At 35.4% G+C, this 24,072-nt stretch carries 23 protein-coding genes; 17 read left to right on the top strand and 6 right to left on the bottom strand.

Annotated features, from left to right (window positions below):
- Nucleotides 1-4: 4 nt before the first annotated feature.
- Nucleotides 5-328 (bottom strand): YmzC family protein, encoded by a 324-nt coding sequence (locus AC1DKZ_RS14490; protein WP_476996507.1) that lies wholly within the window; start codon nt 326-328, stop codon nt 5-7.
- A gap of 21 nt (nt 329-349) precedes the next feature.
- Nucleotides 350-568, bottom strand: coding sequence for a hypothetical protein (locus tag AC1DKZ_RS14485; protein ID WP_002137707.1), 219 nt, complete (start codon nt 566-568; stop codon nt 350-352).
- 481 nt (nt 569-1,049) lie between these two features.
- On the opposite strand from AC1DKZ_RS14485, the gene AC1DKZ_RS14480 reads away from it, so the two are divergent.
- The 4 genes from AC1DKZ_RS14480 to sspN all read left to right on the top strand — a co-directional run bounded on the left by AC1DKZ_RS14480 (nt 1,050) and on the right by sspN (nt 3,248).
- Nucleotides 1,050-1,625 carry a TlpA family protein disulfide reductase gene (locus AC1DKZ_RS14480; RefSeq protein ID WP_002087785.1) on the top strand — a complete coding sequence of 192 codons (576 nt, stop codon included), beginning with the start codon at nt 1,050-1,052 and terminating at the stop codon, nt 1,623-1,625.
- A gap of 222 nt (nt 1,626-1,847) precedes the next feature.
- The gene (locus AC1DKZ_RS14475) at nt 1,848-2,795 is read left to right on the top strand and encodes a 3'-5' exonuclease (protein WP_476996506.1); all 948 of its coding nucleotides are present in this window, start codon (nt 1,848-1,850) and stop codon (nt 2,793-2,795) included.
- A 131-nt stretch (nt 2,796-2,926) separates the two neighbouring features.
- Nucleotides 2,927-3,070: an FbpB family small basic protein gene (locus AC1DKZ_RS14470; RefSeq protein ID WP_002014298.1), complete on the top strand. Its 144-nt coding sequence runs from the start codon at nt 2,927-2,929 to the stop codon at nt 3,068-3,070.
- Between the two features lie 43 nt (nt 3,071-3,113).
- Entirely contained in the window at nt 3,114-3,248 is a 135-nt protein-coding gene (gene sspN / locus AC1DKZ_RS14465) for an acid-soluble spore protein SspN (RefSeq protein WP_000527988.1), read from the top strand.
- Nucleotides 3,249-3,324: 76 nt separating this feature from the next.
- Here sspN and AC1DKZ_RS14460 read toward each other — a convergent pair whose 3' ends face one another.
- The gene (locus AC1DKZ_RS14460) at nt 3,325-4,617 is read right to left on the bottom strand and encodes a glycoside hydrolase family 18 protein (protein ID WP_002014302.1); all 1,293 of its coding nucleotides are present in this window, start codon (nt 4,615-4,617) and stop codon (nt 3,325-3,327) included.
- Between the two features lie 109 nt (nt 4,618-4,726).
- On the opposite strand from AC1DKZ_RS14460, the gene AC1DKZ_RS14455 reads away from it, so the two are divergent.
- The gene (locus AC1DKZ_RS14455; RefSeq protein ID WP_000495812.1) at nt 4,727-5,146 is read left to right on the top strand and encodes an acyl-CoA thioesterase; all 420 of its coding nucleotides are present in this window, start codon (nt 4,727-4,729) and stop codon (nt 5,144-5,146) included.
- Between the two features lie 26 nt (nt 5,147-5,172).
- Here AC1DKZ_RS14455 and AC1DKZ_RS14450 read toward each other — a convergent pair whose 3' ends face one another.
- Together AC1DKZ_RS14450 and plsY are read right to left on the bottom strand one after the other, a co-directional pair.
- Nucleotides 5,173-5,463: a HesB/YadR/YfhF family protein gene (locus tag AC1DKZ_RS14450; protein WP_476996505.1), complete on the bottom strand. Its 291-nt coding sequence runs from the start codon at nt 5,461-5,463 to the stop codon at nt 5,173-5,175.
- 109 nt (nt 5,464-5,572) lie between these two features.
- A complete protein-coding gene (plsY, locus tag AC1DKZ_RS14445; protein ID WP_002014306.1) occupies nt 5,573-6,169 on the bottom strand; it encodes a glycerol-3-phosphate 1-O-acyltransferase PlsY in 597 nt (198 codons plus the stop codon).
- Nucleotides 6,170-6,394: 225 nt separating this feature from the next.
- Between plsY and AC1DKZ_RS14440 the strand changes: the two genes are divergently transcribed.
- The 8 genes from AC1DKZ_RS14440 to AC1DKZ_RS14405 all read left to right on the top strand — a co-directional run bounded on the left by AC1DKZ_RS14440 (nt 6,395) and on the right by AC1DKZ_RS14405 (nt 17,422).
- Entirely contained in the window at nt 6,395-8,251 is a 1,857-nt protein-coding gene (locus AC1DKZ_RS14440) for an anaerobic ribonucleoside triphosphate reductase (protein ID WP_113936075.1), read from the top strand.
- A complete protein-coding gene (gene nrdG, locus AC1DKZ_RS14435; protein WP_002137702.1) occupies nt 8,248-8,700 on the top strand; it encodes an anaerobic ribonucleoside-triphosphate reductase activating protein in 453 nt (150 codons plus the stop codon). Before AC1DKZ_RS14440 ends, nrdG begins: the two co-directional genes overlap by 4 nt.
- 18 nt (nt 8,701-8,718) lie before the next feature.
- Complete coding sequence (locus AC1DKZ_RS14430) at nt 8,719-9,396, top strand: response regulator transcription factor (protein ID WP_002087776.1); 678 nt, start codon at nt 8,719-8,721, stop codon at nt 9,394-9,396.
- A 203-nt stretch (nt 9,397-9,599) separates the two neighbouring features.
- Nucleotides 9,600-10,841, top strand: coding sequence for a S1C family serine protease (locus AC1DKZ_RS14425; RefSeq protein ID WP_002087775.1), 1,242 nt, complete (start codon nt 9,600-9,602; stop codon nt 10,839-10,841).
- A 79-nt stretch (nt 10,842-10,920) separates the two neighbouring features.
- Entirely contained in the window at nt 10,921-11,334 is a 414-nt protein-coding gene (locus tag AC1DKZ_RS14420; protein WP_193663220.1) for a CoA-binding protein, read from the top strand.
- 377 nt (nt 11,335-11,711) lie between these two features.
- On the top strand, nt 11,712-13,676 hold the full coding sequence (gene parE, locus AC1DKZ_RS14415; protein WP_002087772.1) for a DNA topoisomerase IV subunit B: 1,965 nt from the start codon (nt 11,712-11,714) through the stop codon (nt 13,674-13,676).
- A gap of 1 nt (nt 13,677) precedes the next feature.
- A complete protein-coding gene (gene parC, locus AC1DKZ_RS14410) occupies nt 13,678-16,101 on the top strand; it encodes a DNA topoisomerase IV subunit A (RefSeq protein ID WP_002087770.1) in 2,424 nt (807 codons plus the stop codon).
- Between the two features lie 289 nt (nt 16,102-16,390).
- On the top strand, nt 16,391-17,422 hold the full coding sequence (locus AC1DKZ_RS14405) for an oxidoreductase (protein ID WP_476996504.1): 1,032 nt from the start codon (nt 16,391-16,393) through the stop codon (nt 17,420-17,422).
- Between the two features lie 24 nt (nt 17,423-17,446).
- Here the strand turns inward: AC1DKZ_RS14405 and AC1DKZ_RS14400 are convergent, their stop codons facing one another.
- Nucleotides 17,447-18,040 carry a TetR/AcrR family transcriptional regulator gene (locus AC1DKZ_RS14400; protein ID WP_242310427.1) on the bottom strand — a complete coding sequence of 198 codons (594 nt, stop codon included), beginning with the start codon at nt 18,038-18,040 and terminating at the stop codon, nt 17,447-17,449.
- A 164-nt stretch (nt 18,041-18,204) separates the two neighbouring features.
- On the opposite strand from AC1DKZ_RS14400, the gene AC1DKZ_RS14395 reads away from it, so the two are divergent.
- From AC1DKZ_RS14395 to AC1DKZ_RS14380, 4 genes are all read left to right on the top strand, one after another.
- Entirely contained in the window at nt 18,205-19,098 is an 894-nt protein-coding gene (locus AC1DKZ_RS14395) for an ABC transporter ATP-binding protein (RefSeq protein ID WP_476996503.1), read from the top strand.
- A complete protein-coding gene (locus tag AC1DKZ_RS14390; protein WP_098168396.1) occupies nt 19,091-19,897 on the top strand; it encodes an ABC transporter permease subunit in 807 nt (268 codons plus the stop codon). The genes AC1DKZ_RS14395 and AC1DKZ_RS14390 overlap by 8 nt, the downstream gene beginning before the upstream one ends.
- Before the next feature lie 354 nt (nt 19,898-20,251).
- Nucleotides 20,252-21,964, top strand: coding sequence for a peptide ABC transporter substrate-binding protein (locus AC1DKZ_RS14385; protein ID WP_215586720.1), 1,713 nt, complete (start codon nt 20,252-20,254; stop codon nt 21,962-21,964).
- A 284-nt stretch (nt 21,965-22,248) separates the two neighbouring features.
- Complete coding sequence (locus AC1DKZ_RS14380; RefSeq protein WP_133116707.1) at nt 22,249-23,964, top strand: peptide ABC transporter substrate-binding protein; 1,716 nt, start codon at nt 22,249-22,251, stop codon at nt 23,962-23,964.
- Nucleotides 23,965-24,072 lie beyond the last annotated feature (108 nt).

Raw genomic sequence — 24,072 nt, 5'->3', positions numbered from 1 at the left:
ATCTTTACTCGGCATTATTAAGTTGATACGTATAGGAATCAGGGGCATTAGTACTAAATTCTTTGACTAGAGTAAGTTGATTCGTATCTGGATTATATTTAAAGATTTTGATTGTACGTTCGCTACTTAGTGATGGATTATATTCTTGAATAGCAAATGTATTTTCAGCAATCTGTGTCATATTACTGGTTGAAACGTTTTCTACGGCATCATGATTTGTAGAAATTTTAACAAGTCTTTCACCGTTGAAAAATAAAAGAACGATTACTAAAACAACTAAACATATTCGTATATAGCGAAGTTCTTTACTTATAGGATGTTCTCCCAAAAATAATCATCCTTTCTATAATTATTGTATAGTAGTGGTGGTGATAGTCATTGTGAAGAAACTAAGAATACCGAGGCCGGCTAAAAGGATAAATGAGATTAAAGCGATATAGAGACAAATACGTCCAACTTGCTTTTTTTCAGGATCTTTACTGAAGAGCGAGATGATCCAAGTGATAATCCCGATTGGGGAAAATATAAAACTAAGAATATATAATAGTATTTTTTCAAATAAATTCATAAAAATCCCCCTTTTTGAAAGTTCTACATGTGCAGTTTTCTTCGTATTAGCGCTGCCGTTATGTAGGAAAGTACAGAATAAACAGCACTATAAACAATCCAAGCGTCTAAGTTTTGTAAAGCTAGGTGTATATTAAATTTAGAGACGATAATGAAAAATATAAGTGGAACAGTAAAAGAAATAATAATTGCAGCCCATTTGAATTTGTATAGTAAGGTGCTAAAAAAAATACATAGTAATGGTAAAGTGAAAAAAACAAAAGTGAAAGGGTTGATAAGTAATTGTAAAATACATATCACCTCGCAAGTTTTGTATTTATTTCTAATTATATGATAAAAAGGGAAATATTTCATCTGTACTATAAATGTTCTAACTATTTCGACTGTGAATATTTCCAAGCTTGTCCGTATAAGCTAAAATAAGGTATATAGTATGTAGTTAATTATGTTATAAGAAGATAAACACGTAAGGGTGATATAATATGTGGCGGAAGCTTACCATTATTGTAGTGTTACTTTGTTTAGCGGGATATGCAGCTTATGAACAGTTTGGTAAAGAGGATCAAGTAATGCAAGAAAAGCCTGCCAAAAGTGAAGCTGCTATGAAAGAGATTTTCGCAAGGAACGGTATTGAAATTGGAAAGAGCGCACCAGATTTTGAATTAGCAAAGATAGATGGAACGAATGTAAAGTTATCCGAGTTAAAAGGAAAGAAAGTTATTTTAAACTTTTGGGCAACGTGGTGTGGGCCTTGTCAGCAAGAAATGCCTGATATGGAGGCCTTCTATAAAGAACATAAAGAAAACGTAGAAATTTTAGCTATAAACTATACTCCTTCAGAAAAAGGAGGGGGAGAAGAAAAGGTAAGGAACTTCGCTAAAGAAAAAGGAATTACTTTTCCTATTTTATTGGACAAGAACATTGATGTGACAACAGCGTATAAAGTAATTACCATTCCAACTTCTTATTTTATTGATACAGAAGGTGTTATTCAAGATAAGTTTATTGGACCGATGACACAAAAAGAGATGGAAAAACGGATCGCGAAATTAAAATAATTAGTAAAAAGGCAGAGATGGAAATGGACCATTTCTGCCTTTTCTTTTTCATGGAGTGATGACTTCGTGATATGATAAAGAAAAACTTTAATCATAGGGGGATGAACATCCCCCCATGATTATTAGCCCGCACCAATCGGGCATTTACAGGTAGCCTGACTGCCCGCAAATAGCGGGGGAAAAGAAATGTAACTGTTAATAACAGATGAGGGAGTGTATGGATTGGGGAATGTATCCTTACCATTAGATTATGTTGTAATTGATTTTGAAACGACAGGGTTTAACCCCTATAATGATAAGATTATCCAGGTGGCAGCTGTGAAGTACCGTAATCATGAAATGGTTGATCAATTTGTATCGTATGTGAATCCAGAGCGTCCAATTCCGAGCCGAATTACGAGTTTAACAGGTATTACGAATTATCGTGTTTCAGACGCACCAACAATTGCAGAAGTATTGCCTTTGTTTTTGGCATTTCTAGATACAAATATTATCGTGGCACATAATGCTTTTTTTGATATGCGTTTTTTAAAGAGTAATGTAAATATGCTTGGACTACCTGAGCCTAAAAATAACGTTATTGATACTGTGTTTTTAGCGAAAAAATATATGAAGCATGCGCCTAATCATAAACTTGAAACGTTAAAACGAATGCTTGGAATTCGCTTAAGTTCTCATAATGCATTTGACGACTGTATTACGTGTGCGGCTGTTTATCAAAATTGTGCAGCTGTTGAAGAAGAAGGAAAAAGAAAAGCGAATAAGGAAGTACTTGATGAAACAGCGGTATTTGAAGCGGTAAAAGAAATGCTTGTACGAAATAAACGTGATATTGATTGGATTCGTTGTATGAATGTTGGGAGTTATTTAGATATAAAAGCTTTTTATCCAATTATAAGGTTAAAGGTCAAAGGGCGAAAGAAATATGTGTTAACAGAAAAAATGGAAGACGATGTAAGAGAAATTTGTACGAGCTTAACATACGAGGCAGCATTGAAAAGTGAGATTGGCAACACGAGAATTATGATTGACAGTGTAGAGGACATTTTGAAGCTAGAGAGCTACATTGTAGAAGAATACGATTCTGTATTACGAGCGCTGGATGAATATAGAGCAAATAAAGTAAATGCGGATGAAGAAATTAAAAAATATTTAAATATGATGGTGTAAAAAATCCCATGTGCAATATATGCGCATGGGATTTTTTATCAAAACATAAAATTTTCTTGCAAATCTGATTAAAGAGTTTTTCATTTGCTCATACTATGTAATAAGAAAGCGTTGAAGAAAGGGTGAGCAACATGAGAAGAAGTCGCCGTAGATCGTTTGAAGAACTTGTAAATGAAAATAAACAACAATTATTAAGCGATCGTGATGCAATGGATCGAATTGAAAAACGAATTGAAAAACGTTATGAAATGAAACTTTTTAAGCAGGCTGAATAATTCTTAACACTAGTACGATACTAGTGTTAAGGAGGCGATAGTAATGGGTAATCCGAAAAAAAATTCAAAAGACTTTGCACCAAATCAAATTGGAACACAATCGAAAAAAGCTGGTGGCAATAAAGGGAAGCAAATGCAAGACCAAACTGGCAAACAACCAATTGTTGATAACGGTTAAAAAAAGGAGAATGTCATCATTCTCCTTTTTGTGCGTTTGGATAATATTGTAAAAATATTCAAAAAGCTGACTTTCGTCAGCCTTTTTTCGTAATTGTAAAGTTTTCAACGAGTAAACGCCAATTTTGTGGGAATGGTAGACCAATCTTCCAATAGCTAATACCGCCAATGCCTTGTTCTTTCATTAAATTGAATTTACTTTGAATAGACCTCGAATCTTCAAACCAAACCTCGTGTTGTACGCCGTTTTCATCAAAGTAATTAAAATGTGGAGCTTGGGCTGTGAAATCATAGCGGATAGGAACATTGTATTTACGAGCAAGTGCAACAGCTGCGACAGAGCTAACTGCTTTTGCGGGTGGATTCCCTTGTTTGAACGGAAGTTTCCAATCAAATCCATATAAATTTTGCCCCATCATAATTTTTTGTGGAGGCATTTGAGATTTTGCATATTGAAGTACTTCCTTCACAGGACCAATAGGGGAAATCGCCATTGGTGGGCCACCTTGCCAACCCCAGTCGTATGTCATAATGACGACGAAATCAACAATTTGTCCTTGTGCTTTATAATCGTGAGCCTCAAAAAATTTCCCTTTTTGATTGGAACTTGTTTTCGGTACAAGCGTTGTACTTAATGTGTACCCGCTAGGTAAGCGTGTTTTCACATTTCGTAAAAAACGATTATAGGCTTCGCGATCTTCAGGTGCCACACTCTCGAAATCGAAATGAATGTCTCGCATGCCATATTTTTCAGCTGTTTGCAAAATGTTAGTAATAAACTTGTTTTGAATTGTTGCATCGCGTAAAATAACCGAGGTCAGATCGGCACTGAAATTTCCATTTTCGATATTTGTAATAACGAGCATAGGGATGGTTTTACCTTGCGTTGCAATATTAGCGATTTTCGCTGTTTCGGTTGGTTCTTTTAATGTACCGTCTCTTTTTGCTTCAAAACTAAAGTAGGCTAAATATGTTAAAAATGGGTTGATAGCACGTGTAGCAGTTACTAAACTTTCTTTTATCGGTATTGTTGAAGGTTGTAAATAAGCAATGGATTCTACTGCTCGTTTTGTTCCTTTCGGTATATATAATTGCTGTCCGACATGGAGAATAGATTTTAATGAAAGGTTATTAACTTTAGCTAAACTGGCGAGAGGAACGTTATACGTTTGAGAAATTCGATAAAGGCTGTCGCCAGGCTGTACATAATAATTATTGCCTTTCGTATTAACGATAAGTGCCTGACCAACAACGAGTGTTTCGGCTGGATTTAGTCCATTGTCTTTTACAATCTCTTCAGGTGTAGATCCATATTTTGAGGCTAAACTATATACGCTATCACCGCTACGAACAGTTACAATTTGAATCATGTGCTTGCCCCTTTCGGTAAAAGATTCACTGTTTTTATTTTATTTTTGATTCCACTGTATTATGATTAAATGTATGCAAGGGAACAGAAGTGAAAGAAGGCGAATAGAAATGTTTGTAGCAGAACATGAAGTTGAAATCCGTTATGCGGAAACAGATCAAATGGGTGTTGTTTACCATTCAAACTATTTAGTGTGGCTTGAACTAGGGCGCACGAAACTTATACAAGATTTAGGATTTTCATATGTTGAAATGGAGAAAGAGGGAATTATTTCTCCTGTGTTAGACTTACAAATTTCATATCGTAAAGCGATGCGTTATGGAGAAAAAGCTATTGTGAAAACGTGGGTTGATACTGTGAGCCCGCTCCGCGTTGTATATGGATATGAAATTTATAATGGTGATGGCGAACTTTGTATTACTGCAAGCACGACGAATATTTGTGCGAAAAAAGAAGGGTTCCGCCCTGTATCATTTAAAAAATTATATCCTGAGTGGTATGCGAAATATGAGGAAATTAAAAAGAAATAAAAAAGCGTGGCAGAAGCCACGCTTTTTTATTTTTCATAATTAAATTGAGGGAAATCATCACCGTCGTTAAGTGTAACTAATAAATTATGTCCATCGAAGAACCACTCATCATCGCTTTCAATAAAGAAGTTAATACCTTCTTCTTGAGTTTGAACAGCAGGGTGCGCAGGGTCATCTTTACGAATACCTAAAGAAAGTCCTTTTTGCACAGTACTGCAACCGCCGTATTGTACGAAAAGGCGTATTGTTTCACCCGATTGTAAGTTTAATTCGTTTTTATACCATTGTGCTGCTTTTTTTGTTACGGAAAGATTCATGTATAGTTCCTCCAAATTATGTTGCTTTTTCTTTTAGTATAAAAAATAACGCAAAAAGACGCTATTAATATGCTTCACGTTTTCTTTTTGCGTTATGTGGGTTACGATCTTATTTTTGCTTTTTTGAAAAGTTTGCTTTTGGTTCAGTTTTATTTATAATTCGTCCGATATTTGCACGGTGTTTATAAATAACCATACCTGCTAATAAACACATCGCAATAATGAAGATTTTATCCCCGCTAACAATGGATGCAATAACAGCAACGACAGCTGTTATCATAGAAGAAAGTGATACGTATCTTGTTGTAAATAAAAGGCTGAAAAAGACAACAGCTAATATTGCAAAAACAACTGGTGAATAGCATAATAGCACCCCAGCAGAAGTTGCAACTGCTTTCCCCCCGCGGAATTTTGCGAAGATCGGATAGACATGTCCAAGAACAGCGGCTAATCCAAACCATAGTGGGTGAATATCTGACCCGAAAATAATCGGTAGACCTGTTGCTAATGTACCTTTTAAAATGTCAGCAATTGTTACGATAAAACCTGCTTTTTTCCCTAATGTACGGAATGTATTTGTTCCGCCTAGATTACCGCTTCCATGCTCACGAATGTCGATTCCATAACCAATTTTTCCAACGACTAATGCAAATGGAATCGAACCGAGTAGATAGGCAACGATAAATAAAAGATATGTAATAACCATGAGTTCAGTCTCCTTTATACAAATGTGTTGATAAAGGGTAAAAAGAGTTTTTCCCATTTATTGTACCATACATTTGTAAAGAGCACATTTCTTTTTTATAAATGAAAAAGTCATTAATTTTTAAAAAAACTTTCACAGGAATGTTACATTTTTCACAGGAACAGAAGAACTATATGTTGTATGATTTTAATCAAAAGACAACAACATGTTGGTGGAGGGTTATGAATGTTGAAACAAAATGTACGTGGAGAAGAATTAATGAAAGTATTTGAGACAATTATCCACGGTAATGAACAAGATTTAATGCAGGAAAATGCAAATGTAGATGGTCGATCTCCAATGGGAGTAATGGGAACGTTCGCATCTGAGAGCGCAAAGTATTATGCAGTAGAAAAATTATTATCAGATCAAGTGAAAAAAGCGATAGATCAAAATATATTATATCCACATGATTTAGATTTTTATGCAACAGGAACGACGACTTGTTCGCAAATTCCGTTAGCGCAAATGCTAGCTAACGGTTTTCATACTGGCCATGGACATATGAGACAACCGCAAGACATTAAAAGTGCGTTGGCGCTTTCTTCAATTATTTTTCAGGCGAATCAAAATATGCAGCACGGTGGCCAATCGTTTGCACTCTTTGATATTGATTTAGCTCCATATGTGAGAAAAACAGTAAAGAGACATAAAAAACGACTACAGTCATATCCGCTTACGAAAGAACAAATAGAGGAATTTGCATGGAAAGAGACAGAAAATGATACGTATCAGGCGTGTGAGGCTTTCGTTCATAATTCAAATAGTATGCATAGTAGGGGCGGGGGACAAGTACCATTTATTTCTATTAACTACGGAACAGACACATCGAAAGAGGGAAGACTTTTAATTAAGCAACTTTTAAAAGCGACGCAAGCTGGACTTGGTAAAGGGGAAACACCGATTTTTCCTATTCAAATTTTCAAAATGAAAAAAGGCGTGAACTTTGAAGAGTGTGATCCGAACTATGATTTATTTGAATTAGCATTAGAAACGACCGCTGAGCGATTATTCCCTAACTTTTCGTTTTTAGATGCTCCGTTTAATGCTGTGCATTATGACGGTCGACCTGAAAGTGAAGTATGTTATATGGGGTGCCGTACTCGTGTTATGTCTAATATACATGGGGAAGAAACAGCAATTGGAAGAGGGAATTTATCGTTTACTTCTATTAATTTAGTGAAATTAGCGCTAATTAGTGGTTCAAAAGAAGCGTTTTTTGAAGCGCTAAGTTATTATTTAGATTTAGGCGTTAAGCAATTATTAGAGAGATTTGCTTATCAATGTACAAAGAGAGCAAGAGATTTTCAGTTCTTATATTCACAAGGTGTATGGCGCGGTGGAGAGACGTTACAACCTGAAGATGCTGTGGCACCGATTTTAAAACAAGGGACGTTAAGTCTTGGTTTTATCGGTCTTGCAGAATGTTTAGTAGCGTTAACTGGAAAGCATCATGGAGAAAATGAAGAATCGTGGAAGCTTGGATATGAAATTATTTCCTTTATGAGAGAGAGAATGGATAAGGCGATGGAAGAACATCAACTCAATTTCTCTGTAATTGCAACGCCAGCAGAAGGGTTATCAGGAAAGTTTGTGAAAAAAGATAGAGAAGAATTTGGTGAGATTAGCGGTATAACGAACCATAATTACTATACGAATTCATTCCATATTCCAGTTTATTATAACATTCAAGCGATAAATAAAATTCGTTTAGAAGGACCTTTCCATGCCCTATGTAACGGGGGACATATTACGTATATTGAACTAGACGGAGCAGCTATGCATAACAAAAAGGCATTAAAGCAAATTGTGCAAGCGATGGCAGAGAATGGCGTTGGGTACGGTTCAATAAATCATCCTGTTGATCGTTGTAAGTGCTGTAGTTATCACGGAGTTATTGGGAATGAATGTCCAAGCTGTGGAAATGAAGATGAGGCTAATATAGAAAGAATTCGCCGTATAACGGGCTATCTTGTAGGAGATATGTCGAAGTGGAATAGTGCGAAACGTAGTGAAGAGATGGATCGGGTGAAGCATAAATGAAAGTTATGAATATCATTCATGATAGTGTAGTAGATGGAGAAGGGTTGCGGACAGTCGTGTTTTTTGCGGGCTGTCCGCATCGTTGTTTCGGATGCCATAACCCGAAATCTTGGAATGTTTGCAATGGAACTGAAATGACGGTAGAAGAAATTGTGAAAGAGATTGAAAGTAATTCATTAACAGATGTAACATTTTCAGGTGGAGATCCATTCTTCCAAGCTGCTGAAGTGAAAAAAGTAGCAAAAGCTGTGAAAGATTTGAAAAAAAATCTATGGATGTATACAGGTTATACGTTAGAAGAGATACAGAGTTCTCGAAATAATGATATGATAGAGTTGTTACAGTATGGGGATGTTTTAGTCGATGGAAGATTTGAAATCGAGAAAAAAGATTTAACACTTCCATTTCGCGGAAGCTCCAATCAACGTATTATTCGATTGAAAGAGTAAAAAGGCGGGATAGATTATATGAATAAAACAGTATTACTTGTTGAAGATGAAAGAAGATTACGTGAAATTGTTAGTGATTATTTTCGTAATGAAGGCTTTGAAGTAATCGAAGCGGAAGATGGAAAAAAAGCGCTAGAATTATTTGCTGAACATACAATTGATTTAATTATGTTAGATATTATGTTACCAGAAATAGATGGTTGGTCTGTTTGTAGACGAATTAGAAAAGAGTCAGCGGTACCAATTATTATGCTGACAGCACGTTCTGATGAGGATGATACATTACTAGGCTTTGAACTAGGGGCAGATGAGTATGTAACAAAACCTTTTAGTCCGAAAGTGTTAGTAGCTCGTGCAAAGACGTTATTGAAACGTGCGGATGGAGCAGTAGGAGTATCAGAAGAAAATACTATGTCTTTAGCTGGAATAGAAGTGAATCGACTATCTAGAACAGTTTTAGTAGATGGTGAAGAAATTATATTGACACATAAGGAGTTTGAACTTCTTGTTTATTTAATGGAGAACAAAGGAATTGTGTTGTCACGTCAACATTTATTAGATCAGTTATGGGGATATGATTACTACGGTGATGACCGAACGGTTGATACACATATTAAAAAACTGCGAAATAAGCTAGGAGATAAGGCGAAGCATATCGGCACTGTTATTCGAGTAGGTTACAAATTCGAAGAATAACCTTTAAGCTACTATGCATCCCGGCTTTGGGATATAGCAAATTTACACTCTCCTTTGTAGGTGGAATGTACAAAAAATACTTTTCTTGTCTACAATGGTAGATAGGAGTATTTTTTTAATTGGATTTCACGATGAGTTCACAAGAAGGACACAAAATGTGACTATACTGAAAGTACGAATTCACCAGGGAGGGGAAATAAAACATGGGATATTACGACGGACCGAATTTGAATGAAGAGCATAGTGAAACGAGAGAAGTGAAAAAATCAGGTAGTAAAAAAGGATATTTTTTCACAGGTTTAGTTGGAGCTGTAGTCGGGGCGGTTTCGATTAGTTTTGCAGCACCGTACATGCCATGGGTGCAAAATAATGATGCAGCTGTTTCGTCATTCAATTCTAATAAACAAGTAGAAGGAACTGTAGTTCCAGTTGTAAATAAAGCGAAAAATGAAACTGATTTACCGGGAATGATCGAAGGCGCGAAGGATGTTGTTGTAGGTGTGATTAATATGCAACAAAGTGTTGATCCATTTGCGATGCAGCCGACAGGTCAAGAACAAACAGCTGGTACAGGCTCAGGTGTTATTTATAAAAAAGCAGGAAATAAAGCATATATCGTAACAAATAACCACGTAGTAGATGGTGCAAATAAACTTGCCGTTAAACTAAGCGATGGAAAGCAAGTCGATGCAAAATTAGTTGGTAAGGACCCTTGGTTGGACTTAGCTGTTGTAGAGATTGATGGATCTAATGTGAATAAAGTTGCAAGTTTAGGTGATTCCAGTAAAATCCGTGCGGGTGAAAAAGCAATTGCAATCGGTAATCCATTAGGATTTGATGGAAGTGTAACGGAAGGTATCATCAGTAGTAAAGAGCGTGAAATTCCAGTTGATATTGATGGTGATAAACGTCCTGATTGGCAAGCACAAGTTATTCAAACAGATGCAGCGATTAACCCTGGTAACAGTGGTGGTGCACTATTTAACCAAAACGGTGAGGTAATCGGTATTAACTCAAGTAAAATAGCTCAGCAATCAGTAGAGGGTATTGGTTTTGCAATTCCAATTAACATTGCAAAACCAGTTATTGAATCACTTGAAAAAGATGGAGTGGTGAAACGTCCAGCACTAGGAGTCGGTGTCGTTTCATTAGAAGATGTGCAAGCTTATGCAGTAAATCAATTAAAAGTGCCAAAAGAAGTAACAAATGGAGTTGTATTAGGTAAAATCTATCCAATATCACCAGCGGAAAAAGCTGGTTTAGAGCAATATGATATAGTAGTAGCGTTAGATGATCAAAAAGTAGAGAATTCACTTCAATTCCGTAAATATTTATATGAAAAGAAAAAAGTAGGCGAGAAAGTAGAAGTTACATTCTATCGCAATGGCCAAAAAATGACGAAAACAGCTACATTAGCAGATAATTCAGCTACAAAGAATCAATAATCGGAATAAAAGAAAGTCTCTTTCATGTTGAAAGAGACTTTCTTTATCGGATATACTAAAGGAATAGGAGGGATAAATTATGACAATTGAAAACCCAACTCGTACGGAAATTGGTGAAGTATTAAAGAAAAGTAAAACGATTGCAGTTGTTGGATTATCAGATAAGCCAGAACGCACATCGTATATGGTTTCAAAAGCAATGCAAGATGCTGGGTACCGCATTATTCCAGTAAATCCAACAGTAGATGAAGTACTCGGAGAAAAGGCGGTTTCTTCACTGACGGATATTAAAGAACATGTTGATATTGTAAATGTGTTTCGTCGCTCAGAATTTTTAAAGGATGTTGCGGAAGAGTTTGTAGAGATTGATGCAGATGTTTTCTGGGCACAATTAGGAGTACAAGATGAAGATACATATAAACTTTTACAAGAAAAAGGCTACACAGTAATAATGGATCGTTGCATTAAAGTAGAGCATGTAATGACAAAATAGTATAGATTTTAAAGATAGAAAGATTGATTCAGCCCTCGCTTTTTACATAAGTAGGGCGGATGAACGAGGTGTTCATCATGAGATTTTTTAAAGGCTGTTTTTGGGGATTGTTACTTGTTATCCCATTTTGGATATTGATCATTTGGATCATGATAAAGGTTTGGAATGTATAATGTTGGAATACATATCCATTTCTCGTTGACAAACGATTATTTTTCTGAAATAGTAGCCTAGAGGAATCCTTGTGAAAAAAACAAGGATTTTTCTATTGAAAATAGTATATAAAAGAGATAAGATAACTTGCCAAAACTATAGTCGAGGCGTTATTCTATAATAGAAACATATGTTCTGATTTGATTAGGAAAGGGGCAAGGAGTTTGGCGAAGCATCAGTTCCAATATAATGAAGATGCAATTCAAGTGTTAGAAGGACTTGAAGCCGTTCGAAAACGCCCGGGTATGTATATCGGGAGTACGGATAGCCGTGGATTGCATCATTTAGTATATGAAATAGTAGATAACTCCGTTGATGAAGCATTAGCGGGATTTGGCGACGAAATTTCTGTCGTAATACATAAAGATAATAGTATTAGCGTAATTGATAAAGGGCGAGGAATGCCTACGGGAATGCATAAGCTTGGAAAGCCGACACCTGAAGTTATTTTAACTGTACTTCATGCTGGTGGTAAGTTTGGCCAAGGAGGCTATAAAACGAGTGGTGGTTTACACGGTGTTGGGGCATCAGTTGTAAACGCCTTATCAGAATGGCTAGTAGTAACGATTAAGCGAGATGGTAGCATTTATGAACAACGCTTTGAAAATGGTGGTACTCCTGCAACGACGTTAGAGAAAATCGGGAAAACGAAAGAGTCTGGTACAACGATGCACTTCAAACCAGATACAACTATTTTCAGCACAACAAATTATAATTATGAAACATTATGTGAGAGATTACGTGAATCTGCATTCTTATTAAAAGGAATGAAAATCTCGATAAAAGATGAACGTAATGATTTAGAAGATGTGTTTCATTATGAAACAGGAATTGAGGCTTTCGTTTCATACTTAAACGAAGAGAAAGATTCGATTCATCCAGTTGTATATTTCTCGGGTGAGCAAAATGGAATTGAAGCAGAGTTAGCGTTTCAGTTTAATGATGGTTACTCAGAAAACATTCTTTCGTTTGTAAATAATGTACGTACAAAAGACGGTGGTACACACGAAGCTGGATTTAAAACAGCAATGACACGTGTGTTCAATGAGTATGCTCGTAAAGTTTCTTTATTAAAAGAAAAAGACAAAAATTTAGAGGGTACAGATATTCGAGAAGGATTAGCTTCGATTGTTTCTGTACGTGTACCAGAAGACGTACTCCAGTTTGAAGGGCAAACGAAAGGGAAACTAGGTACAAGTGAAGCTCGTTCTTCAATTGATGCAATTGTATCTGAGCATTTAGCTTACTTTTTAGAAGAAAACCCGGATGTAGCTACACTTCTTGTGAGAAAGGCAATTAAAGCAGCACAAGCACGTGAGGCTGCTCGTAAAGCGAGAGAAGAAGCGCGTACTGGTAAGAAGAAGAAAAAATCAGAAGGTACTTTAAGCGGGAAGTTAACACCTGCACAATCACGTAATCCTCAGAAAAACGAATTGTATTTAGTAGAGGGTGACTCGGCTGGTGGTTCAGCAAAGCAAGGGCGAGATCGTCGTTTCCAAGCGGTGCTACCATTACGTGGTAAAGTAATTAACACGGAAAAAGCAAAGCTTGCTGATATTTTTAAGAATGAAGAGATCAATACGATTATTTACGCAATTGGCGGCGGCGTAGGGAATGAGTTCGCGGTTGAAGATATTAACTACGATAAAGTTGTTATTATGACCGATGCAGATACGGATGGAGCACATATTCAAGTGTTACTACTGACGTTCTTCTATCGTTATATGAAACCACTTATTGAAGCTGGTAAAGTATTTATCGCACTTCCACCTTTATATAAAGTAAGTAAAGGAAAAGGGAAAAGTGAAGTAATTGAATATGCATGGTCTGATGAAGAATTAGGTGGTGTAACGAAAAAGGTCGGTAAAGGCTACATGTTGCAGCGCTATAAAGGACTTGGCGAAATGAATGCCGATCAATTATGGGAAACAACGATGAACCCTGAAACACGTACGTTAATCCGTGTGAAGATTGACGATGCATCAAGAGCTGAGCGCCGAGTTACGACATTGATGGGTGATAAAGTAGAACCTCGTCGTAAATGGATTGAGCGTAATGTACAATTTGGTATGCAAGAAGAAGGAAATATTTTAGAAAATGAAATGATTATGGAGACGGAGGTGGAATAACATGCAGGCAGAGAAGTTTCATGACCTCCCGCTTGAAGACGTGTTAGGTGACCGCTTTGCACGTTATAGTAAATATATTATTCAAGACCGCGCGCTTCCAGATGCGCGTGACGGTTTAAAACCGGTACAAAGACGTATTTTATATTCTATGTATGTAGAAGGAAACGTACATGATAAAGCGTTTCGTAAATCAGCTAAAACAGTAGGTAATGTTATCGGTAATTATCATCCACATGGTGATTCCTCTGTATATGAGGCGATGGTCCGTTTAAGTCAAACTTGGAAAGTACGTAATGTTTTAGTTGAAATGCACGGAAATAACGGTAGTGTTGATGGGGATCCAGCAGCGGCAATGCGTTATACGGAAGCACGTTTATCACCAATCGCATCTGAGTTATTACGTGATCTTGATAAAGAAACAGTAGAATTCGTGTCAAACTTTGATGATACGAGTGAAGAGCCTATTGTATTACCGGCAATGTTCCCGAACTTATTAGTGAACGGATCTACAGGGATTTCCGCTGGTTATGCAACAGAAATTCCACCGCATCATCTTGGAGAAGTAATTGATGCTACAATGATGCGTATCGATCAACCGAATAGTTCTGTGGATGACTTGTTAACAGTTATTAAAGGACCAGATTTCCCTACAGGTGGTATTATACAAGGGATAGATGGCATTAAAAAAGCGTATGAAACAGGTAAAGGTAAAATTATTATTCGCGGAAAAGCAGAGGTTGAAACGATTCGTGGCGGGAAGCAACAAATCGTTATTACAGAAATTCCGTACGAAGTAAATAAAGCGAATCTTGTTAAGAAAATGGATGAATTACGTATAGATAAAAAGCTAGATGGAATTGCTGAAGTACGTGATGAGACAGATCGTACAGGTCTTCGTATCGTTGTAGAATTAAAAAAAGAAGCGAATGCTGAAGGTATTTTAAATTATTTATATAAAAATACAGATTTACAAATTCCATACAACTTTAATATGGTAGCGATAAATAATCGTCGTCCGACACTTATGACATTACCTAAGATTTTGGATGCATATATTGGACATCAGAAAGAAGTTGTTACAAGACGCTCACAATATGAATTAAGAAAAGCAGAAAATCGTCAGCATATTGTAGAAGGTTTAAAGAAAGCATTATCAATTTTAGATGAAGTGATTGAAACGATCCGTGGGTCTAAAGATAAGCGTAATGCGAAAGATAATTTAAGTGCGAAATTTGGATTTACAGAGGCGCAGTCAGAAGCAATTGTTTCACTGCAATTATATCGTTTAACGAATACAGATATTACAGCGCTAGAGCAAGAAGCAGCGGAACTTAGTAAGAAAATTATAGAGTTACAGTCAATTTTACAAAGTGAAAAAAGACTTTTTCAAGTTATTAAAACAGATTTGAAGAGAGTAAAGAAAACATATAGTGATAATCGCCGTGCGATAATTGAAGAGGAAATTGAAGAAATTAAAATCGATGTGGAAGTTATGATTCCGCAAGAAGATGTCATCGTTACTGTAACGAAAGAAGGCTATGTGAAACGAACAGGTTGGCGTTCGCATAATGCATCGAACGGGAAATACTTCGGTATGAAAGAGGGTGACATCTTACTTGAGCGTTTCGATACAAACACGACAGAAACCGTTCTTTTATTTACGAACAAAGGAAATTATATTTATCTTCCTGTGTATGAAATGCCAGAAATTCGTTGGAAAGATTTAGGTCAACACGTTGCGAATCTTGTTTCACTCGAGCGAGATGAATCGTTAATTTGGGCAACAGTCGTACCGAATTTTGAAGAAGAAAAACGATTTATCGTATTTGTTACACGAAACGGTATGATTAAGAAAACAGAATTAAACCAATATAAAGTACAGCGTTATTCACGGGCATTCGTTGCTGTAAACTTGAAAAAAGATGATGAAGTTGTTGATATATTTGCGACAGATGGGACAAGTGATATTGTTCTTGCAACACATGGTGCATATGCACTTGTATTCAATGAAGAAGAAGTAAGTCCAGTTGGTGTCAGAGCAGCTGGTGTGAAAGCAATTAATTTAAAAGAAGATGACTATGTTGCTTCTGGTAAACCGTTAAATGGTGAAAAAGATCAACTTATTCTCGTTACGCAGCGAGGTGCTGTGAAACGTATAAAGGCATCGGAAATTGAGAAATCAACGAGGGCGAAGCGAGGCCTTGTAATTTTTAAAGAGTTAAAACGTAATCCGTACCGCATTGTCGGTATTGAAATTGTTCGAGATGATGAATTAGTTTACATGAAGACAGAGAAACACATTGTAGAAGAAATTGATCCGAAAGCGTTTCGAAATAAAGACCGGTATAGTAATGGTAGTTTAGTACTAGATGTTAATGATACTGGTGAAGTAATTGAAACGTGGACAAAAAAACGAACAGAGTAAATGTGAAAAAACCTTGCTAGTGTATAACTAGCGAGGTTTTTAGTTATGAAAAGGTATGTATGAGCAAAACGTTATGTATATAAAAATAATCTTGTTATAATAATGAGATGAAATCGTTCTCATAAAGTGAAACTTTAATCAGTGGGGATTTTCTTTATCCCCACTGATTATTAGTTGAACCAATCGGGCTTTTACGAGCAGTTGATTCCTCACCTAATTTCTTTGCTTTCGCTGAATTTTGAGGTAGGAATCTTACTGCCCGTTAAAGCGGGATAAATGGAGGGGCAACATGAAAAAAATAGGTGTAGGGATTGTAGGATTTGGATTTTCTAGTACAACATTTCACATCCCGTTATTACAAACGATAGAAGAATACGATATTCGTGCTATTTTATCATCAAAAGAAGAAGTAGTGAAACAAGCATTACCAAATACTGAAGTTGTTGGTACAATTGATGAATTAGTAAACCGAGCTGATATTGACTTAGTGGTTATTACTTCGCCGAATACAACCCATTTTCCATATGTAAAAGAAGCAATTGTACACGGCAAGCATGTTGTTGTGGAAAAACCATTCGTTGTTTCAATTGAAGAAGGAGAAGAACTTATTTCATTAGCGAACCGACATAATGTCGTTTTAAGTGTGTATCATAATCGCCGTTTGGATAATGATTTCTTAACGATAAAGAAATTATTACAAGAAAAAAGAATAGGGAATGTATACGCATATGAAGCGCATTTCGATCGTTTCCGCCCACATGTACGCGATCGCTGGAGAGAAAAGAACTTACCAGGATCAGGTATATTATATGATTTAGGATCGCATTTAATGGACCAAGCATTATCATTATTTGGGAAACCAGATGCGATAAGCGCAGATGTAATAAAACAACGACCAGGTGCAGAAGTTGATGATTACTTCCATGTTGTACTTCACTATGGAGTGAAGCGCGTTATTTTACATAGTAGCAGTTACGTAAAGCAAGCTGGACCACATTTTACACTGCATGGAGATAAAGGTTCTATCGTGAAGTATGGTATGGATTCACAGGAAGAACAATTAAAGACTGGAATGAAGCCAGGGGATAATGGTTATGGAGCAGACTCTGAAGAGAATTTTGCTACTTTAGAAACAGGAGAAAGCTTAGAGCGTATTCCAACAGAAGTCGGCTGCTATGACATGTATTATAAAGGTGTAAGAGATAGTATTGTAAATGGTGAGAAACCACCTGTAACAGCAGAAGAAGGGTTGGAAGTTATTAGGATTATTCAATTGGCAATTGAAAGTAGTGAAACTGGTAGAGTCATTTTGGTAAAATAAAAAAGACACGATTATGTGTCTTTTTTATTTTTGCGGAACGGAAAGTCCATAAAAAAACATCGTAACTATATCTTGTATATGTTTTTCTCGATCTCCTTCAAGAAGCTGTGCCCCGAAATCATCACCTAATTTAGTGAACATTTGAATGTACAGTAACATCATTTCTTTTGAAAGATGAGGATTAATTTCATTTTTGCGCTGTGCTTGTTCTAATATTTCTAAATACCAAGGCAGAATTTTTTCGTGTTGATAACTATAAATAAATTTTCGGAGCTCTTCGTCTTTTTGCATCATTTGTAGTAGCATATCAGGCTGAAATAACCCGCCCGTATTCATTTTTCTTACAATCATTTTTTGCATCATATCATGAAACGGTAATTTTTCTTCCGCAAGCTCTTTATAATATTGAAATTCAGATATTATAAATTCTTGTATAAGCTCCCTAAATAATGCATCTTTACTTCCAAAATGATTATAAATTGTAACTTGAGAAACGTTTGCTTTTTTTGCAATATGTTCTATTTTTACTTCATTAAATCCGCGTTCTGAAAATAATGTAAAGGCCGCATCTTTAATGGCACGTTTTTTCTTTTCTTTCACTTTTTCAAAGCCGTTCAATACAATCACCTCATTTAAAATATACAAGAAAAAATAATTGAAAACAATAATTTTGAAATATGGACATATAAATATTTCAAAAAGTTGTTGCGAATATGAAAGATGAGGAGTACAATAATTTTGAAATATCACATGTTAAATATTTCAAAAAATGAGGTGGATTTATGATTTCAGTTCAAAATGTTACAAAACAGTTTTCAAATGGAAAAGGCTTGTTTGATATTACATTTGAAGTGAAAGAAGGGGAAGTTTTTGGCTACTTAGGACCAAATGGTGCTGGGAAATCAACAACGATTCGTAATTTAATGGGATTTATAAAACCGACGGCTGGTAAAGCGACAATTTTCGGATTAGATTGTTGGGAAGATGCTGCGAAAATTCAAAGAGAAGTTGGCTATTTACCAGGAGAAATTTCTTTTATTGAAGGAATGAATGGATTAGAATTTTTAAATTTGATGCAAGGAATGCGTGGGTTAAAGGAAACGAAGAGACGTGATGACTTGATAGAGCGTCTGCAATTCGATGTGAAAACACCAATTCGAAAAATGTCTAAAGGAATGAAACAAAAAGTAGGTATAGTTGCGGCATTTATGCATGATCCAGAAGTGCTAATTTTAGATGAACCGACATCAGGACTCGATCCACTTATGCAGCAAATATTTATAGATTTAATATTAGAAGAAAAGCAAAGAGGGAAAACGATTCTTATGTCATCGCATATTTTCACTGAAATTGAGAGAACTTGTGACAGAGTAGCGATTATTAAAGATGGTTGCCTTGTAACAGTTGAAAATATTCATGATTTACAAGAAATGAGAAGACAGGTGATAGATGTAACAGTATCATCTCAAGAAGAAATCGAGTCTCTTAAACAATGTGATTTACAATTCGAGGCTGTGAAAGGGAAAACAGCATCAATTATTGTACAAGGAAACTATCAAACTGTTTTACAAATACTTTCAAAATATAATGTAACTGCACTTCAAACAAGAGCAATGGATTTAGAACATTTATTTATGCATTATTACGATAAGAAAGAAGGGATAAAGCATGAATAAACAATTATTTTTAGCTAGTTTGAAAGAAACACAAAAAAGTATTTTGAGTTATGCGACTGGTGCAGCTCTTTATTTATGGCTATTAATTTGGATATTCCCATCGATGGTATCAGCGAAAGGGTTAAATGAATTAATAAGTGCCATGCCTGATAGTGTAAAAAAAATCGTTGGAATGGAAAGCCCAATTCAAAATGTAATGGATTTTTTAGCTGGTGAATATTATAGCCTGTTGTTCATTATCATTTTAACAATTTTTTGCGTCACGGTTGCAACGCATTTAATTGCTCGTCATGTAGATAAAGGGGCGATGGCATATTTATTAGCAACACCTGTATCCAGGGTGCAAATTGCAATTACACAAGCTACTGTTCTCATATTGGGGCTACTAATAATTGTAATTGTTACTTATGTAGCTGGTATATTAGGTGCAGATTGGTTTTTAAAAGATAATAACTTAAATAAAGAATTATTTTTGAAAATAAATGTAGTTGGAGGGCTTATATTTTTAGTAGTTAGTGCTTATTCATTCTTCTTTTCTTGTATATGTAATGATGAAAGAAAGGCACTTAGCTACTCAGCCAGTTTAACAATCTTATTTTTCGTATTAGATATGGTAGGGAAATTAAGTGATAAGTTAGAGTGGATGAGAAATATATCTTTATTTACATTGTTTCGTCCGAAAGAAATTGCTGAAGGAACATATAATATATGGCCAGTAAGTATAGGCTTAACTGCTGGAGCGCTTTGTATCTTCATAGTAGCAATTGTAGTGTTTAGGAAGAGGGATTTACCGTTGTAAATTAGAAAGTCCACTGAGAAAGTGGGCTTTTTTCGTTTTTGTAGGAAAGAGATTTCTAAAGTATACATTATTTATTAGACAATCTACAGTCTATTTATTGGAAATCATCATTAACACTATTAAATTAGTGTATATGTAACGATAATAAATGATGTAAAAAAACTATATGGAATTTTTATGAATATTACTGTAAAAAAATAATTTTTTAATAATTTTCAATAATAACACTTTACAAATTTTAAAAAATTAGTAGAATAAGAAGTAGTAAGAATCGTCTGATAAATATATAAAGAAAAACAGAATTATCAGAAAATTCTTAAATAGCTATCGTTTAGAATTAGGGAGGGTACAAAAATGAAAAAGAAAAAAATGAAAAAACTAACAGCAGTTGTAGTACCGGTTTTAGCAATGAGCATGGCACTAACAGCATGTTCTACATCAGGTGGAGATAAAAAGACAAGCACAAATTCTAGCTCTAGTGGAGATAGTAAATCAGGAGAAAAACTAGCAGCGAAACAAGTATTAAATCGAACAGAGACAAATGAAATTCCAACGATGGATACTTCGAAAAATACGGATACACTTGGTTCACAAATTTTAGGAAATACAATGGAAGGTTTATATCGCCTAGATAAAGATAATAAGCCAACCCCAGCTGCCGCGGAATCTAGTACGAAAAGCGAGGATGGCAAAAAATATACATTTAAATTACGTAAAGATGCAAAATGGTCAAATGGCGATCCTGTAACAGCGAAAGACTTCGTATTTGGATGGCAACGTTTATTAGATCCAAAAACAGCTGCTGAGTATGCATTTATCGCATTCCCAATTAAAAATGCAGAAGCGGTGAATAAAGGTGAAAAACCTGTAACGGAACTAGGAGTAAAGGCAGTAGATGATACTACTCTTGAAGTTGAATTAGAACAAGCAGTACCATACTTCTTAAACTTAGTAGCATTCCCATCGTACTATCCATTAAATGAGAAGTTCGTGAAGGAAAAAGGAGATAAATACGGTTTAGAGTCTGATACAACAGTTTATAACGGACCATTCGTTCTTACTGATTGGAAACATGAACAAGGCTGGAAACTAAAGAAAAATGATCAATATTGGGATAAAAAGACTGTAAAATTAGATGAAATTAATTACAGTGTAGTAAAAGAAGTAGCTACAAAGGTAAACCTATATGATACAGGTGCAATTGATTCTGCACTTTTATCAGGAGAATTTGTTGATAAGTATAGAAATAATAAAGATGAGTTTGGGACTTATTCACAAGTAAGCACTTACTTTATTCGTATGAACCAAAAACGTGGTGGACAAGATACACCATTAAAGAGTCAAAAATTACGTGAAGCAATTGCCTACTCTATTGATAAGAAAAATTTAGCAAATGTTATTTTAAATGATGGATCTAAACCAGCAGACTTCTTAGTGCCGAAAGGATTAGCAACTGGACCAGATGGTAAGGACTTCCAAGAAACGTTTAAAAACGGTATCAAACCAGATGCGAAAAAAGCAGCCGCTGCATGGGAAGAAGCGAAAAAAGAACTTGGAAAAGATCAAGTTACAATTGAGCTATTAAACTATGATACTGGTAATGCGAAAAAAGTTGGAGAATATGTTAAAGATCAAATCGAGAAGAATTTAAAAGGTGTAACAGTTAATATTAAACTTCAGCCGTTCAAGCAAAAACTGAAATTAGAAACAGAGCAAGATTATGATATTTCATATGGCGGTTGGAATCCAGATTATGCGGATCCAATGACATTCTTAGATATGTTTGAGTCTAAGCATTCTCATAACCAAATGAGCTTCTCTGATCAGAAGTATGATGAAATGATTAAAAAAGCTGGTGGAGAATTAATGGGTGATGCGAAGAAACGTTGGGAAGAGCTAGGACAAGCTGAGAAATTACTTCTTGAGAAAGATGTAGCAATTGTGCCTTTATACCAACGTGGTGATGCATACGTTCAAAAATCGAATGTAAAAGACGTTGTTCACCATAACATCAGTCCAGAGTATAGCTTTAAATGGGCTTATGTAACCGAGAAAGACGGGAAATAATAGAATTTAAAAAAGGCATTGCAAAAGTGGCTAATCTACTTTTGCAATGCTTTTTTTAGTGTAATTAAATAGAGAAGAATAAGGGGTATAGTATGTAAATACAGTAGATGAGGGATAAATCATACTAAATTACGAAGAAAAAATCTGAATATTTAAAATAAAACTATTTACAAACACAGAAAATAGAGTAGAATAATATTAGTTATAATTTTCTGAAAAGTAAATCCTTAGCAAGGGGTCTCTCAAGGGTTGGTATTGTACATATAATTGGGGAGGGTATAAAAATGAAGAGAAAAAAGATGAAAAAGTTAACAGCAGTTGTAGTACCAGTTTTAGCGATGAGCGTTGCATTGACAGCGTGCTCTGGGTCAGGTGGAGAGAAGAAAACGACTACTACATCTAATAGTGGGGAAGAAAAAAAATCTGATATTAAATATGCAGCGAAGCAAGTATTGAATCGTACGGAAAATCAAGAAATTCCGACGATGGACACTTCTAAATCTACTGATACGTTAGGGGCACAAATTTTAGGGAACACGATGGAAGGATTATATCGTCTTGATAAAGATAATAAGCCTATTCCAGCTGCTGCAGAATCAAGTACGAAAAGCGAAGATGGTAAAAAATATACGTTTAAACTGCGTAAAGATGCGAAATGGTCCAATGGAGACCCTGTAACAGCGAAAGATTTCGTATATGGATGGCAGCGCTTACTTGATAAAAATACAGCTGCAGAATATGCGTTTATTGCCTACTATATTAAAAATGCAGAGGCAATTAATAAAGGTGAAAAACCTGCAGCGGAATTAGGTGTAAAAGCGGTAGATGATTATACACTTGAAGTAGAATTAGAAAAACCAGTACCATATTTTTTAAACTTATTAGCATTCCCGTCATACTATCCATTAAATGAAAAGTTTGTAAAAGAAAAAGGAGATAAGTTTGGTTTAGAAGCAGATACAACGGTGTATAACGGACCATTCGTTATGTCTTCATGGAAACATGAACAAGGATGGCAGCTGAAGAAAAATGATAAATATTGGGATAATAAAACTGTGAAATTAGAAGAAATTAATTACAGTGTTGTAAAAGAAGTGGCTACAAAAGTAAATTTATATGATACAGGATCAATTGATTTCACACTACTATCAGGAGAGTTTGTAGATAAATATAAATCGAATAAAGATGAGTACGGTGAGTATGCAGAATCAAGTACATTCTTCTTACGTTTAAATCAAAAGCGTAATGGACAGGATACACCGTTAAAGAGCAAAAAACTGCGTGAAGCAATTGCGTTATCAGTTGATAAAAAGGGCTTAGCAAACGTTATTTTAAATAATGGATCAAAAGCAACAGATCAATTGGTTCCAAAAGGGCTTGCGACAGGACCTGACGGTAAAGATTACCAAGATACGTTTAAAAATGGTCTGAAACAAGATACGAAAAAAGCAGCAGCTGCATGGGAAGAAGCGAAAAAGGAACTTGGAAAAGATCAAGTTACAATTGAATTACTAAGCTATGATGATGGAACTGCGAAAAAGATTGCTGATTATGTTAAAGATCAAATTGAGAAAAATTTAAAAGGTGTAACGATTAATACGAAAATTCAGCCGTTCAAACAAAAATTAAAATTAGAGTCAGCGCAAGATTATGAAATCTCTTATGCAGGCTGGAGCCCAGATTATGCGGATCCAATGACATTTATTGATATGTTTGAATCGAAGAGCCCATATAACCAAATGAGTTATTCGAATCCGAAATACGATGAAATGGTGCAAAAAGCAGGTAATGAATTATTATCTGATCCGAAGAAGCGTTGGGAAGCGTTAGGAAAAGCAGAAAAATTATTCCTTGAAGAAGATGCAGGATTAGTTCCTTTATATCAAACAGGAAGATCATATGTAATGAAACCGAATGTAAAAGGCGTCGTTAAACATAACATCAGTCCAGAATATAGCTTTAAGTGGGCGTATGTAACTGAGGATGGCGGGAAAAAATAATATAGAGGCATTTTAAAAGTGGCTAAGCTGCTTTTGAAATGCTTTTTTGTATGATTGGAGAACAAGGCACATGAAAATTTTGAGAAATGTTGAGGTTGCTTTTAAAAT

This window comes from Bacillus sp. 05T21 (genome assembly GCF_056396785.1).
The sequence above is the reverse complement of the archived record's forward strand: the minus strand, read 5'-3'. Positions and strand labels throughout refer to the sequence as shown.